Genomic DNA, 13,589 nt, shown 5'->3' with positions numbered 1-13,589 from the left:
AGGACGGCGACATGGCGAACAGCGCTCTCCTGGTGATGGACATCCAGCGGGACGTCGTGGAGCTCGCGGACGACGGGTCCGGATACCTGGCGCGGCTGCGCACGGCGATCGACGCGGCACGGGCGGCGGGCGTACCAGTGATTTACGTGGTGATGGGACTACGCCCGGACGTGCCGGACGTCGCCCCGCCCACCAGAATCGTCCGCACCGTCCGGGAGGCGGGCCTGTTCACCGAAGGCGCCCGCGGCAGCGAGATCCACCCCGACGTGGCGCCGCGGCCCGGCGAGACCGTGGTGACCAAGCGGCGGGCCGGCGCGTTCTCGGGCAGCGACATGGAGCTGGTGCTCAGGGCCCACGACGTCGACCACCTCGTCCTGACGGGCATCGCCACCAGCGGCGTGGTCCTGCACACCGCGTGCCGCGCGAACGACATGGACCTGCCCCTGACGATCCTTTCCGACGCCTGCCTGGACCTGGACCCGGACGTCCACCGCACCCTCACCGAGAAGCTGTTCCCCCAATGGGCCGAGGTCGTCACGGCTTCGACCTGGGCGGAGTCGATCGCCCGGTGATCACGTACGAATGGCGGGGCGAATTCGAGAACGCCGAGGTCAACGCCCTGCACGCCGAGGGCTTCGGGCACCCGGTGCTGGACATCGGCTGGCGCGAACAACTGCACCGGCACAGCCTCGGGTGGGTCTGTGCGCGGGACGAGCGCGGGGTGCTCGTCGGGTTCGTCAACGTCGCCTGGGACGGTGGCGTGCACGCGTTCGTCCTCGACACGGTCGTGGCGGGGCCGCACCGGAGACGGGGGACCGGCGCCGGGCTCGTCGCCCGCGCGGTGCGGGGCGCGCGGGACGCCCGCTGCGAGTGGCTGCACGTCGACTTCGACGACGAGCACGGCGACTTCTACTTGGAGGCGTGCGGGTTCAGGGAGACGGGGGCCGGGCTCATCGCGCTGTGAGCCTGCCGCGACTGCCCGACGCGGCCGCCTGAGCCGAGACTCATCCCGGTAGCACGCCGCCTCCCCCGCGCGGCGGACTCGTCCCCTCCCGTACGACGACGTGGCGTGCCCCCCGCCGCGCCAGCATGAGAACCATGCTGAAGATCGACGCACTGCCCGACGTCCCCCGCTGGGCCGTCCTCGCCGCGCACGCCGTACCGCTCGCCACGCTGCCCTCGGGGCTGTGGCGGGTGGCGCTCGTCGCGGGGCTGCCCGTGACCGCGGAGCCGCAGCAGGGGGCCGGCGAGGCCGTGTACATCCTGATGTTGAGCGTCGTCTCCGAGGGGCTCGCCCTGCTGACGCTCGGGCTCGTGCGAGGGTGGGGCGAGGTCGTGCCGTCGTGGATACCCGTCATCGGGGGGCGCGCCGTGCGGCCCCTCGCCGCCGTCGTGCCCGCCCTGCTCGGCGCCGCCGGGCTCTTCGCGATCGTGGGGTGGGCGTTCTACGCTCAGGCCGCGGGCCTGGGCGAAGGGCAGGGCGTCACCGACAGTGCTGCCCAGTCCGCCCTGCTCATCGCCTGCTATACGCCCCTGCTCGCCTGGCCGCCCCTGCTCGTGGCGGTCACGGTGGCCTATTACAGGCGCCGGACGGCCTGCGCATCCCCCTTGGCGGCCTAAAAGGTTACCCAGCGCGACCAACGGCCATGCGCCACGCGGCCACGAATTCTTCCCCTATCGGGCTGAACTTTTGTTGATCGTGGGTCAGTTGGCCCCACCGTCGCCCTACCCTTCACAGGGTGAACCATTTGATGTCCCGCGAGTCCGAAGCCGAGCAGGGAGCCGAGTCCGCCCCCGCGGAAGCACTGCCCGGCGCGCTGTCCGAAGCGCTGCGCGCCGAACTGGTCACCTTCCGGCGTGACTTGCACATGCACCCCGAGCTCGGCCACCAGGAGTTCCGTACGACCGCGGCCCTCAAGGCCCGCCTGGAGGAGGCGGGCCTGGAGCCCCGTGTCCTCGCCACCGGCACGGGGCTCATCTGTGACATCGGAGTCTCCACGGCCACTTCCGGGCCGGAGCCCGCCGCGTCCCGCGCCCCGCGCCCCATGCTCGCCCTGCGCGCCGACATCGACGCGCTGCCCATCCCGGACACCAAGCTCGGCGTCCCGTACCGCTCGACCGTCCCCGACCGCGCCCACGCCTGCGGCCACGACGTGCACACCACCGTCGTCCTCGGCGCCGGGCTCGTCCTCGCCGACCTGGCGAAGAAGGGGCAGCTGCCCTTTCCGGTGCGGTTGATCTTCCAGCCCGCCGAGGAGGTACTGCCCGGCGGCGCCACCGACGCCATCGAGTCCGGCGCCCTCGAAGGCGTCGGCAGGATCGTCGCCGTGCACTGCGACCCCCGGGTCGACGCGGGCCGCATCGGCCTGCGGCACGGCCCCATCACCTCGGCCTGCGACCGCCTGGAGGTCTCGCTCGACGGGCCCGGCGGGCACACCGCCCGCCCGCACCTGACCACGGACCTCGTCACCGCCGCCGCCAGGGTCGCCACCGAGGTCCCCGCGCTGGTCGCCCGTCGGGCCGACGCCCGCTCCGGGCTCGTCGTGACCTGGGGGCGCATCGAGACCGGGCACGCCCCGAACGTCATCCCGCAGCACGCCGAGCTCTCCGGCACCGTGCGCTGCCTCGACCTCAGGGCCTGGCGGGACGCGCCCGACCTGGTGCACGGCGCCGTCCAGGAGGTCGCCGACCTCTACCGCGCGAAGTCCGAGATCAACTACATCCGCGGCGTCCCGCCCGTCGTCAATGACGCCACCATCAGCGACCTGCTGCGCGACGCGATGGTCGAGCGGCGCGGTCTGCACTCCGTCGAGGACACCGAGCAGAGCCTCGGCGGCGAGGACTTCTCCTGGTACCTGGAGCACGTGCCCGGCGCCATGGCCCGGCTCGGCGTGCGCCACCCGGGGGAGCGCACCGTGCGCGACCTCCACCAGGGCGACTTCGACGTCGACGAGACGGCGATCACCGCGGGTGTGGAACTGTTCACCGCCGCCGCGCTGTTGGACGCGATGCGTTAGGGGCACGACGGATTCGACGTACGGGCCAAAAGCACGAAGAGGTAACGGCACCGCGAAAAACCGTTCCCTCCCCTTTCTACGCGCGTTAATGTGCGCCGAAATCAGCGCCGTATGCGGCGCGTTGGCGATCAAGGGGTGCTCCTGTGCGTCGTCTCTCTTCAGAAACCCGTAAAACTCGCGTTACCCGCATCACTACGGCTGTCGCCGTCCTCGCCCTCGCGGCGGCCGGCTGCGGCAAGACGAGCGACGAGGCGTCGCAGGAGGACCAGGGCAAGGAGAACGGCTCCTCGGGCTCTTCGTACAAGGGCAAGGGCATCGGCCTCGCGTACGACATCGGCGGCCAGGGCGACCAGTCCTTCAACGACGCCGCGTACGCGGGCTACAAGAAGGCCCGCGAGGAGTTCAAGATCGGCGGCGTCGACATGGAGCCGGGCGACGGCGAGTCGAGCGCCGACAAGATCCAGCGCCTCGAACAACTCGCCAAGCAGGGGTACGACCCGGTCATCGGCGTCGGCTTCGTCTACGCGCCCGCGGTGGAGGCCGCCGCCAAGAAGTTCCCCAAGACCACCTTCGGGATCATCGACGACAGCACGGTGAAGGCCGACAACGTCGCCGACCTCGTCTTCCACGAGGAGCAGGGCTCCTATCTGGCGGGCGTCGCCGCCGCCAAGGCGAGCAAGGCCAAGCACGTCGGGTTCGTGGGGGGCGTGGACATTCCGCTCATCCACAAATTCGAGGCCGGATTCGTGCAGGGCGTGAAATCCGTCGACCCCAAGATCAAGATTGAGAAGCGGTATCTGACCGAGAAGCCCGAGGAAGGCGGATTCTCCAGCCCGGACAAGGGGCAGAACGCGGCGAGCGGACAGATCGAGTCCGGCGCCGACGTGATCTACCACGCGGCGGGGCTGTCCGGGCAGGGCGTCATCCAGGAGGCGGGCTCGCAGAAGAAGTGGGCCATCGGCGTCGACTCGGACCAGTACAAGCAGAAGGCCCTGGCGAAGTACAAGGACTACATCCTCGGCTCGGCGTTCAAGGACGTCGGCGGCGCGGTGTACGACCTGACGGAATCCGTCGTCGAGGGCAAGCCGATGACGGGCGAGCAGCGGTACGACCTGAAGTCGGGCCGTGTCGGGTTCTCCGACTCGAACCCGAAGTACACGGCGATGAAGGACGTCGTCGCCGCCGTCGAGAAGGCCGAGAAGGACATCGTCAGCGGCAAGGTCAAGGTCAAGATCGTTCCGTAGCGCATCCGCAGCGCGCCGGTAGCGCACGGTCCGGGACGTTTTACGTAGTACTGCGTGTGGCGACTGGGCGCCTCCCATCAGGGGGGCGCCCACCCGTCGTTCGGGCCCCCGACACCCGGTGGCCACAGCTCGATAACGGACCGGACAGAAGGGTTCTTATGTCAGGTCTACGCGCGTTACGCTGCGGCGAAATCAGCGCCGGGTGAGGCGCTCGAACGTGCTTGTGCTTGCTTGTACTAAGGAGTTCGTCTCTATGCGCCGGGTGTCTCGAATAGCTGTCGCGGGCGCCGCGACCGCCGCTCTTGCCGTAACCGTCTCCGCCTGTGGTGGCACGTCCAGCGACGCCGCCGCGAGCAAGGACGACAAGAACAAGGGCGTCGCCATCGCCTACGACGTCGGCGGCGCCGGCGACCAGTCCTTCAACGACGCCGCGACCGTCGGCATGAAGAAGGCCGCCAAGGAGTTCAAGACCGGCGAGAAGGCCGTCGAGCCCGTCGACGGCGAGTCGGACGCCGACAAGACGCAGCGCCTGACCCAGCTGGCCAAGCAGGGCTACAACCCGGTGATCGGCGTCGGCTACGCGTACGCGCCTGCCATCAAGGAGGTCTCGGAGAAGTTCCCGAAGACCACCTTCGGCATCGTCGACGACGAGACGGTCAAGGCCGACAACGTCTCCGACCTGGTCTTCAGCGAGCAGGAGGCGTCCTACCTCGCGGGTGTCGTCGCCGCCAAGGCCACCAAGTCCAAGACCGTCGGCTTCGTCGGCGGCGTGGACGTCCCGCTGATCCACAAGTTCGAGGCCGGCTTCGCGCAGGGCGTCAAGGACACCGACCCCAAGGTCAAGGTCGTCAAGCAGTACCTGACCGAGAAGGCCGAGGACGGCGGCTTCTCCAGCCCCGACAAGGGCAAGACCGCCGCGCAGGGCCAGATCGAGAAGGGCGCCGACGTGGTCTACCACGCCGCGGGCCTCTCCGGCCAGGGCGTCATCGAGGCCGCCGCCGCCAAGAAGGTCTGGGCGATCGGCGTCGACTCCGACCAGTACAAGCAGGACGCCCTCGCGAAGTACAAGAAGTACATCCTGACGTCGGCGACCAAGGACGTCGCGGGCTCGGTGTACAACCTCGCGAAGGCCGTCGAGGACGGCAACGCCAAGGGCGGCGTCGTCCGCGCCGACCTCAAGTCCGGCGGTGTCGCGCTCGCCGACTCGAACCCCGAGTTCATGAAGATGAAGGATGTCCAGGAGGCCCTGAAGAAGGCCGAAGAGGGCATCAAGGGCGGCAAGATCAAGGTCAAGACCGCTCCGTAAGGCGGAAGTTGATCCGACGACTGCCGTAACGGCAGCGTGATTCTCGTGCGACGGGGTGTGGGGGACGATGGTTCACCCGCGCCCCGTTCGCGCGAGCCATATTCACCAGCAGGGGCACTGCGCGCGTAGGCGGCCCCTTTCCTTCAGGCCCTTCAGGCCTTCTGGCCCCCGAGGAGAGTGCGCCATCGACGCGTCCACCAACCCTCCGCCCGTCGCCGTCGAACTCGTCGGCATCACCAAGCGCTTCCCCGGTGTCGTGGCCAACCACGACATCCACCTGACCGTCCGCAAGGGCACCGTGCACGCCCTCGTCGGCGAGAACGGCGCGGGCAAGTCGACGCTGATGAAGATCCTCTACGGCATGCAGAAGCCGGACGAGGGCACCATCACCGTCGACGGCGAGCAGGTCGCGTTCGGCAGCCCCGCCGACGCCATCTCCCGCGGCATCGGCATGGTGCACCAGCACTTCATGCTCGCCGACCAGCTGACCGTCCTGGAGAACATCGTCCTCGGCAGCGAGAAGCTGCACGGCATCGGCGGCGCGGCCCGCCGCAAGATCGCCGAGATCTCGGAGCGGTACGGCCTCGGGGTGCGCCCCGACGCGTACGTGGAGGACCTCGGCGTCGCCGACCGGCAGCGCGTGGAGATCCTCAAGGTCCTCTACCGCGGCGCCACCACGCTGATCCTCGACGAGCCCACGGCCGTGCTCGTGCCGCAGGAGGTCGACGCGCTCTTCGACAACCTGCGCGAGCTCAAGTCCGAGGGCCTCTCCGTCATCTTCATCTCGCACAAGCTGGGCGAGGTCCTCTCCGTAGCCGACGACATCACCGTCATCCGGCGCGGTACGACCGTCGGTACGGCGATCCCGTCCGAGACGACGCCCCGCCAGCTCGCCGAGCTGATGGTCGGCAGCGAGCTCCCCACGCCGGAGACCGCGGAGTCGACGGTCACGGACCGCCCGATGATCCAGGTCGAGAAGCTGAAGCTGCTGGCGGGCGGCGAGTCGCAGCGCGCTCTCCTCGACGACATCTCCTTCACGATCCACGAGGGCGAGGTCCTCGGCATCGCGGGCGTCGAGGGCAACGGCCAGACCGAGCTGATCGACGCGCTCATCGGCCTCAAGCACGCCGACTCCGGCGTGATCCGCATGGCGGGCGAGGACATCACCGGCACGGCGACCCGCAAGCGCCGCGAGGACGGCATCGGGTACATCCCCGAGGACCGCCACCGCCACGGACTCCTCCTGGAGTCCCCGCTGTGGGAGAACCGCATCCTCGGCCACGTCACCGAGAAGCCGAACGCGCGGGGCTTCTGGCTCGACCCCAAGGGCGCCCAGGCCGACACCCGCCGCATCGTCGAGGAGTACGACGTCCGTACGCCCGGCATCGACGTGACGGCCGCCTCCCTGTCCGGCGGAAACCAGCAGAAGCTGATCGTCGGCCGCGAGATGAGCCACAACCCGCGCTTCCTGATCGCCGCCCACCCCACCCGCGGTGTGGACGTCGGCGCGCAGGCGCAGATCTGGGACCAGATCCGCGAGGCCCGCCGCGAAGGCCTCGCCGTGCTCCTGATCTCCGCGGACCTGGACGAGCTGATCGGCCTCTCCGACACCCTCCGCGTGATCTACAACGGGCGGCTCGTGGCGGACGCCGACCCGGCCACCATCACACCGGAGGAGCTCGGTTCGGCCATGACGGGTGCCGCCTCGGGTCACCTGGAGCACGTGGAAGAAGACGCCCCGGAGGACGAGGCCCGATGAAGAAGTTCGACAAGGAGCGCGTGCTCCTCGCGGTGGCCGGACCGGTCATCGCCCTGATCGCGGCCGTGGCGCTGACCTCGGTCGTGCTGCTCGCCTCGGGCAAGAGCCCGATCGAGCCGTACAGCCTGATGCTGGAGCAGGCCACCTTCTCCGACGTCCAGGTGCTGATCCTCAACCAGGCCGGCATGTACTACCTGGCGGCGCTCGCGGTGGCCATCGGCTTCCGCATGAACCTGTTCAACATCGGCGTCGACGGCCAGTACCGGCTCGCCGCGATGGTGACCGCCGTCGTCGGCACGCACCTCGCGCTGCCGTCCTTCCTGCAGATCCCCATGCTGATGGTGGTCGCCATGCTGACCGGCGCCTTCTGGGCGGGCATCGCGGGCGTCCTCAAGACCACCCGCGGCGTCAGCGAGGTCGTCGCGACGATCATGCTCAACGCCATCGCGACGAGCGTCATCGCCTACCTCACCCTCACCGAGAACTTCGGCGTCCCGGTCGGCAACAACCAGACCACCGGCGTCATGGAGAAGTCCGGCTGGTTCCCCGGCATCGAGGTCGCGGGCGGCGAGATCTACGGCTTCGTGATCATCTCGGTGCTCGCGGGCGTCCTGTACTGGCTGGTCCTCAACCGCACCCGGTTCGGCTTCGACCTGCGCGCCACCGGCGCCTCCGAGTCGGCCGCCGCCGCCAGCGGTGTCAACGCCAAGCGCATGGTGCTCAGCGCGATGCTGATCTCCGGCGCGGTCTCGGGCCTCGCCGGCCTGCCGATCCTGCTCGGCGACACCCACACGTACAGCCTCTCCTTCCCCGCGGGCCTCGGCTTCACCGCCATCGGCATCGCGCTCCTCGGCCGCAACAACCCCGTCGGCATCGCCTTCGCGTCGCTGCTCTGGGCCTTCCTCGACAAGGCGTCGCCCGCCCTCGACTACGCCCAGCCCGAGGCGTACGACAAGGAGATCGCGGTGATCATGCAGGGCCTCATCGTGATCGCGGTCGTCGTCTCCTACGAGGAGGTGCGCCGCTGGGGCCTGCGCCGCCAGCAGCGCCGCGTCGGTGAGGAACTGGCCGCCGCCGCCCGGGCGAACGGCAACAACGGCAACAACGACTCCGTGAAGGAGGTGGCTGCCCGATGAGCTCGGCAACCGTCGCCAAGGCCCCGGCCGAGCAGCCCGCACCGGGCCGCCGCCGCGTCTCGCTCCCCGTCCTCCTGCTGATCATCGCGGGTGTCCTGGTGCTGACCTCCGTGGTCCGCCTCGTCACCGGCGCGGACGGCATCACGTCCACCGGCCAGATGTCCACGGCCCTCAAGCTCGCCGTGCCGATCGGCCTCGCCGGACTCGGCGGCCTCTGGGCCGAGCGGGCGGGCGTCGTCAACATCGGCCTCGAAGGCATGCTGATCCTCGGCACCTGGTTCGGTGCCTGGGCCGGCTTCCAGTGGGGCCCCTGGGTGGGCGTCCTGTTCGGCATCGTCGGCGGCGCGCTCGGCGGGCTGCTGCACGCGATCGTCACGATCACGTTCAACGTCAACCACATCGTCTCCGGTGTGGCCCTCAACATCCTCGCCCTGGGCGCCACCCGCTACCTCTCCACCTTCGCCTTCGAGGGCGAGGAGGGCGGTACGTCGAAGCAGTCGCCGCCCGTCGAGTCGCTCGGCACCTTCTCCGTGCCGGGCCTCTCCGACTGGCTCCAGGACCTCAACGACAAGCACTGGTTCCTCGTCTCGGACCTCGCGGGCCTCATCGGCGGTCTCATCACCGACCTCTCCCCGCTGACCGTGGTCGCGGTCGCCATGGTCCCGCTGAGCTGGTGGATCCTGTGGCGCACCTCGTTCGGTCTGCGCCTGCGCTCCTGCGGCGAGAACCCGATCGCGGCCGAGTCGCTCGGCGTCAACGTGTACAAGTACAAGTACCTGGCCGTGATCATCTCCGGCGGCCTCGCCGGACTCGGCGGCGCCTTCCTCTCCCTGGTCGCCTCCAACATCTACCTGGAGGGCCAGACCGGCGGCCGCGGCTACATCGGCCTCGCCGCGATGATCTTTGGCAACTGGATGCCGGGCGGACTCGCGCTCGGCGCGGGCCTGTTCGGTTACACCGACAGCCTGAAGCTCCGGGGTGGCGGCACCAACGTCCACGCGCTGCTCCTGCTCATCGCGATCCTGCTGGTCATCGGCGCGATCTACCTCGCCTGGCGCAAGCGGTACGTCCCCGCGGTGATCACCGCGGCCGTCTCCGCGCTGATGTTCCTGTGGTACGGCTTGACCGACGAGGTGCCCAACCAGGTCGTCACCGCCACTCCGTACGTGGTGACCCTGCTGGTCCTCTCGCTCTCCGCCCAGCGACTCCGGATGCCGAAGGCGGACGGAATGCCGTACAGGAAGGGCCAAGGAAAGTGACGACTGCCGCCACGGACACCGACTGGGACTCCCTGCGGGAAGCGGCGCGCGAGGCCATGTCCCGTGCGTACGCGCCCTACTCGGGCTTCCCGGTCGGTGCCGCGGCCCTGGTCGACGACGGCAGGACGGTCTCCGGCTGCAACGTGGAGAACGCCTCCTACGGCCTCGGCCTGTGCGCCGAGTGCGGCCTGGTCTCGCAGCTCCAACTGACCGGCGGCGGCCGCCTCACCCACTTCACGTGCGTGGACGGCAAGGGCGAGATCCTGATGCCGTGCGGCCGCTGCCGCCAGCTCCTGTACGAGTTCGGGGGCGCCGACCTCGTCATGGAGACGCCATCGGGCGTGCGGACGCTCGGCGACATGCTCCCGGACGCGTTCGGCCCGCAGCACCTCAACTGACCGACGGCCCCGCCCCCTTGATGATCTCGGGTGCGGGGCCGCCTTCATCTCCCGGCTCTATGCGCGTAGAGTCGCCGCATATCCACGTACGTACGCTGTCGTACCGCCGGAAGGACATGCCAATGGACGTCATCTCCGTCATCCGCACCAAGCGCGACCGGGGCGAGCTGAGCGACGAACAGATCGACTGGGTCATCGACGCGTACACGCGTGGCACGGTCGCCGACGAACAGATGTCGTCCCTCGCGATGGCGATCCTCCTCAACGGCATGAACCGCAAGGAGATCGCCCGCTGGACCGCCGCGATGATCGCGTCCGGCGAGCGCATGGACTTCTCCTCGCTCTCCCGCCCCACCGCCGACAAGCACTCCACCGGCGGCGTCGGCGACAAGATCACGCTGCCGCTCGCCCCGCTGGTCGCCGCGTGCGGCGCGGCCGTACCGCAGCTCTCGGGCCGCGGCCTCGGCCACACCGGCGGCACGCTCGACAAGCTGGAGGCCATCCCCGGCTGGCGGGCGCTGCTCTCCAACGAGGAGATGCTCAACGTGCTGGAGGGCGTCGGCTCGGTCATCTGCGCGGCGGGCGACGGCCTGGCCCCGGCCGACAAGAAGCTGTACGCGCTCCGTGACGTGACCGGCACGGTGGAGGCGATCCCGCTCATCGCCTCCTCCATCATGTCCAAGAAGATCGCCGAGGGGACCGGCTCTCTCGTCCTCGACGTGAAGGTCGGCACCGGCGCCTTCATGAAGAACCTGGACGACGCGCGCGAGCTGGCCTCCACGATGGTCGAGCTCGGCACGGACAGCGGCGTCCGCACGGCGGCGCTCCTCACCGACATGTCGACGCCGCTCGGCCTGACGGCCGGCAACGCCCTTGAGGTCCGCGAGTCGGTGGAGGTCCTCGCGGGCGGCGGCCCGGCGGACGTCGTCGAGATCACCCTCGCCCTGGCCCGCGAGATGCTGGACGCGGCGGGCCTCAAGGACGCCGACCCCGCGAAGGCGCTCGCGGACGGTTCGGCGATGGACGTGTGGCGTCGCATGATCGCGGCGCAGGGCGGCGACCCGGACGCGGCGCTGCCGGTGGCACGCGAGACGCACGTGGTGACGGCTCCGTCGTCGGGCGTGCTCACCCGCCTCGACGCGTACGACATCGGCGTCGCCGCCTGGCGGCTCGGTGCGGGGCGTGCGCGGAAGGAGGACGTGGTCCAGGCGGGCGCGGGCGTCGAACTCCATGCCAAGCCGGGGGACTCCGTCGAGGCGGGCGCGCCGCTGCTCACCCTCCACACGGATACGCCGGAGCGGTTCGCGTACGCGCTCCAGTCCGTGGAGGGGTCGTTCGACATCGCCCCGGCGGGCACGGACTTCTCGGCGACGCCGATTGTCCTGGACCGCATCGGCTGATCCGTCTGATTCGTCTGCTGCGGGCGCGTGGGGGCTGGTCGCGCAGTCCCCGCGCCCCTGACGGGACTCGTACGGGTGAACGGGATCGGTGGACCGCCGCCGGTCCCGTTCGGCATGCTGGGATCGGCGACGCACCGAAAGAGGAGACCGCCATGAGCGCACTCACCGTCGGCCATGACTCCGGTCAGAGCTGGGACGACCTCGTCCGTCTCTGGGAAGAGATGGACTGGCCCGAGGGCAGCAAGGTGGAGATCGTCGAGGGGGTCGTCACCGTGTCGCCCAGCCCGTCGAATGAACACAACGTCATCGCGGAGAAGGTTCAGCGCTGCCTCTACTCCGTGCTCCCGGACGACTGGGGCATCTACCAGACGCTGTCCCTCGCCGTACCGTCCAGGCTGGGCATGTTCATCCCCGACCTGGTCGCCCTGCCCGTCGCGGAGGTCGAAGGCCCGGGTACACACGTCCCGGCCGGCGCCGCCGAACTCGTGGTCGAGGTGACTTCGCCGTCCAACGCCCGTCATGACCGCGTCAGCAAACCCGCCGCGTACGCCGCCGCAGGCATCCCCCTTTACCTGCTCATCGACCGGTGGGCCCCCGGCGGCCCGACCATCACGCTCTACGGCGAACCTCGCGGAGACGTCTACCGCACCCTGCGGGCCTGCAAGTTCGGCGAGCCGATCACCTTGCCCGCCCCCTTCGACCTGGACTTCGACACCAGCGCGTTCCCCTGCGACTGAGCCCCGGGCGCGTTGCTGAACCGCCCCACCGATGAGTTCTGGCCGCCCGGCCGGTCACCCTTGCGTGGCTGCTGACGAAGAGAACCTCATCCGCATCGCGGGCCCACTGGGCCCCGCAGACGTCCCGCACCTGAGCGAGCGCGTGGCCGCTGCCCGGCACGGGCCGCACGGGGGCGACGTGATCTGCGACGTCGCCGCCGTCACCACCGCCGACCTGCCGACCGTGGACGCCGTCGCCCGCCTGCACCTCGCCGCCCGCAGAGCCGGGGGCCGGATCCGCCTCAGGAACCCCACCCCCGCCCTGCTGGCCCTGCTCGGTCTCGTGGGTCTCGTCGAGCTCCTCGGTCTAGTCGTCGAGATGGAGGGGCATCCCGAACAGCGGGAACCACCGGGGCGTGTCCAGGAAGCAGTGGAAGCCGGTGATCCGGCCCTCTGAGATCTCGATGACCTGGATCGCCCAGGGAGCGAAACCGCCGTTGTCGGGGTCCGGCTTGTAGTGCGCGAAGCCCGGTGTGCCGTTCACGTTCACCGGGACCAGGCGGCTGTTGGCACACGACGCGCCGATCGTGGTCATGAAGCCCGTGATGTCGTCCGTGCCGCGCAGCCACAGGTCGAACGGCGGCATCGTCATGACGGCGTCCTCGGCGAGCAGCGCGGTCAGCGCCGCCATGTCATAGCCCTCGAACGCGGCGACGTACCGCTCCAGGAGCTTCTGCTGCTCCTCGTCGAGCGGGTCGGAGACGGCCGTGTCGTCCTCCGGCCGCTCGGCGAGGGTGGCGCGGGCCCGTTGCAGCGCGCTGTTCACCGAGGCGACGGACGTGTCGATCAGCTCGGCGACCTCGCTGGCCTTCCAGGCGAGGACCTCGCGCAGGATGAGCACGGCGCGCTGCTTGGGCGGCAGGCTCTGCAACGCGGCGACGAACGCGAGGCGCACCGACTCCTTGGCGACGGCCGCCTCCGCGGGGTCACCGACGGTCGGCAGGACACGGGCGTCCGGGATCGGCTCGAGCCAGGTGTTGTCCGGGCGCGGATTGAGCGCGGCCTGTGCCAGCGGCGCCGCGGCGGTCAGGTCCATGGGGCGGGCGCGGCGGTTGCCCGCGTTCAGCATGTCGAGGCAGACGTTCGTCGCGATGCGGTACAGCCAGGACCGGACGCTGGAGCGGCCCTCGAACTTCTCGAAGCTGCGCCAGGCCCGCACCATCGTGTCCTGCACGGCGTCCTCGGCCTCGAAGGCCGAGCCGAGCATGCGGTAGCAGTACCCGGTCAGTTCGACCCGGTGTTTCTCCAGCGTGACGTCCAGATCGGTCGTCGTCCCTGCGATGTCGCTCATCCC

Annotated in this window: 14 protein-coding genes; 13 read left to right on the top strand and 1 reads right to left on the bottom strand. The window is 69.9% G+C overall.

What is annotated here, in order from left to right:
* Positions 1–11: 11 nt before the first annotated feature.
* From DEJ48_RS14740 to DEJ48_RS14680, 13 genes are all read left to right on the top strand, one after another.
* Positions 12–572 (top strand): cysteine hydrolase family protein, encoded by a 561-nt coding sequence (locus DEJ48_RS14740; RefSeq protein ID WP_150216558.1) that lies wholly within the window; start codon positions 12–14, stop codon positions 570–572.
* Entirely contained in the window at positions 521–964 is a 444-nt protein-coding gene (locus DEJ48_RS14735) for a GNAT family N-acetyltransferase (protein WP_150216557.1), read from the top strand. The genes DEJ48_RS14740 and DEJ48_RS14735 overlap by 52 nt, the downstream gene beginning before the upstream one ends.
* 134 nt (positions 965–1,098) lie before the next feature.
* Positions 1,099–1,620 carry a hypothetical protein gene (locus DEJ48_RS14730; protein ID WP_223832048.1) on the top strand — a complete coding sequence of 174 codons (522 nt, stop codon included), beginning with the start codon at positions 1,099–1,101 and terminating at the stop codon, positions 1,618–1,620.
* 131 nt (positions 1,621–1,751) lie between these two features.
* Positions 1,752–3,017 carry a M20 family metallopeptidase gene (locus DEJ48_RS14725; RefSeq protein ID WP_150221185.1) on the top strand — a complete coding sequence of 422 codons (1,266 nt, stop codon included), beginning with the start codon at positions 1,752–1,754 and terminating at the stop codon, positions 3,015–3,017.
* A 143-nt stretch (positions 3,018–3,160) separates the two neighbouring features.
* Positions 3,161–4,261 (top strand): BMP family protein, encoded by a 1,101-nt coding sequence (locus DEJ48_RS14720; protein WP_190537409.1) that lies wholly within the window; start codon positions 3,161–3,163, stop codon positions 4,259–4,261.
* A 253-nt stretch (positions 4,262–4,514) separates the two neighbouring features.
* A complete protein-coding gene (locus DEJ48_RS14715) occupies positions 4,515–5,567 on the top strand; it encodes a BMP family protein (protein ID WP_150216555.1) in 1,053 nt (350 codons plus the stop codon).
* A gap of 67 nt (positions 5,568–5,634) precedes the next feature.
* Complete coding sequence (locus tag DEJ48_RS14710; RefSeq protein WP_411757456.1) at positions 5,635–7,326, top strand: ABC transporter ATP-binding protein; 1,692 nt, start codon at positions 5,635–5,637, stop codon at positions 7,324–7,326.
* Positions 7,323–8,462 (top strand): ABC transporter permease, encoded by a 1,140-nt coding sequence (locus DEJ48_RS14705; RefSeq protein WP_150216554.1) that lies wholly within the window; start codon positions 7,323–7,325, stop codon positions 8,460–8,462. Before DEJ48_RS14710 ends, DEJ48_RS14705 begins: the two co-directional genes overlap by 4 nt.
* Entirely contained in the window at positions 8,459–9,721 is a 1,263-nt protein-coding gene (locus tag DEJ48_RS14700; protein ID WP_150216553.1) for an ABC transporter permease, read from the top strand. Before DEJ48_RS14705 ends, DEJ48_RS14700 begins: the two co-directional genes overlap by 4 nt.
* On the top strand, positions 9,718–10,119 hold the full coding sequence (locus tag DEJ48_RS14695) for a cytidine deaminase (RefSeq protein ID WP_150216552.1): 402 nt from the start codon (positions 9,718–9,720) through the stop codon (positions 10,117–10,119). The genes DEJ48_RS14700 and DEJ48_RS14695 overlap by 4 nt, the downstream gene beginning before the upstream one ends.
* Before the next feature lie 122 nt (positions 10,120–10,241).
* Complete coding sequence (locus DEJ48_RS14690; RefSeq protein WP_150216551.1) at positions 10,242–11,519, top strand: thymidine phosphorylase; 1,278 nt, start codon at positions 10,242–10,244, stop codon at positions 11,517–11,519.
* A 152-nt stretch (positions 11,520–11,671) separates the two neighbouring features.
* A complete protein-coding gene (locus tag DEJ48_RS14685; RefSeq protein ID WP_150216550.1) occupies positions 11,672–12,256 on the top strand; it encodes a Uma2 family endonuclease in 585 nt (194 codons plus the stop codon).
* A 64-nt stretch (positions 12,257–12,320) separates the two neighbouring features.
* Positions 12,321–12,692, top strand: a complete 372-nt coding sequence (locus tag DEJ48_RS14680; protein ID WP_223832047.1) for an STAS domain-containing protein — start codon at positions 12,321–12,323, stop codon at positions 12,690–12,692.
* On the opposite strand, the gene DEJ48_RS14675 is transcribed toward DEJ48_RS14680, so the two are convergent.
* A complete protein-coding gene (locus DEJ48_RS14675) occupies positions 12,603–13,586 on the bottom strand; it encodes a sigma-70 family RNA polymerase sigma factor (RefSeq protein WP_150216548.1) in 984 nt (327 codons plus the stop codon). The two genes, DEJ48_RS14680 and DEJ48_RS14675, sit on opposite strands and share 90 nt — an antisense overlap.
* Between the last annotated feature and the right edge of the window lie 3 nt (positions 13,587–13,589).

The sequence above is a fragment of the Streptomyces venezuelae genome (genome assembly GCF_008642315.1).
GTDB classification, from domain to species: Bacteria; Actinomycetota; Actinomycetes; order Streptomycetales; family Streptomycetaceae; genus Streptomyces; species Streptomyces venezuelae_D.
Note: the sequence above shows the minus strand (reverse complement) of the source record. Positions and strands in the feature narration are given on the sequence as shown.

Excerpts from the sequence above, each read along its gene's own strand:
- DEJ48_RS14675 (WP_150216548.1), bottom strand. The coding sequence starts at position 13,586 with ATGAGCGACATCGCAGGGACGACGACCGATCTGGACGTCACGCTGGAG.
- DEJ48_RS14690 (WP_150216551.1), top strand. The coding sequence starts at position 10,242 with ATGGACGTCATCTCCGTCATCCGCACCAAGCGCGACCGGGGCGAGCTG.
- DEJ48_RS14725 (WP_150221185.1), top strand. The coding sequence starts at position 1,752 with ATGTCCCGCGAGTCCGAAGCCGAGCAGGGAGCCGAGTCCGCCCCCGCG.
- DEJ48_RS14685 (WP_150216550.1), top strand. The coding sequence starts at position 11,672 with ATGAGCGCACTCACCGTCGGCCATGACTCCGGTCAGAGCTGGGACGAC.
- DEJ48_RS14740 (WP_150216558.1), top strand. The coding sequence starts at position 12 with ATGGCGAACAGCGCTCTCCTGGTGATGGACATCCAGCGGGACGTCGTG.
- DEJ48_RS14735 (WP_150216557.1), top strand. The coding sequence starts at position 521 with ATGGGCCGAGGTCGTCACGGCTTCGACCTGGGCGGAGTCGATCGCCCG.
- DEJ48_RS14710 (WP_411757456.1), top strand. The coding sequence starts at position 5,635 with ATGGTTCACCCGCGCCCCGTTCGCGCGAGCCATATTCACCAGCAGGGG.
- DEJ48_RS14730 (WP_223832048.1), top strand. The coding sequence starts at position 1,099 with ATGCTGAAGATCGACGCACTGCCCGACGTCCCCCGCTGGGCCGTCCTC.
- DEJ48_RS14705 (WP_150216554.1), top strand. The coding sequence starts at position 7,323 with ATGAAGAAGTTCGACAAGGAGCGCGTGCTCCTCGCGGTGGCCGGACCG.
- DEJ48_RS14700 (WP_150216553.1), top strand. The coding sequence starts at position 8,459 with ATGAGCTCGGCAACCGTCGCCAAGGCCCCGGCCGAGCAGCCCGCACCG.
- DEJ48_RS14715 (WP_150216555.1), top strand. The coding sequence starts at position 4,515 with ATGCGCCGGGTGTCTCGAATAGCTGTCGCGGGCGCCGCGACCGCCGCT.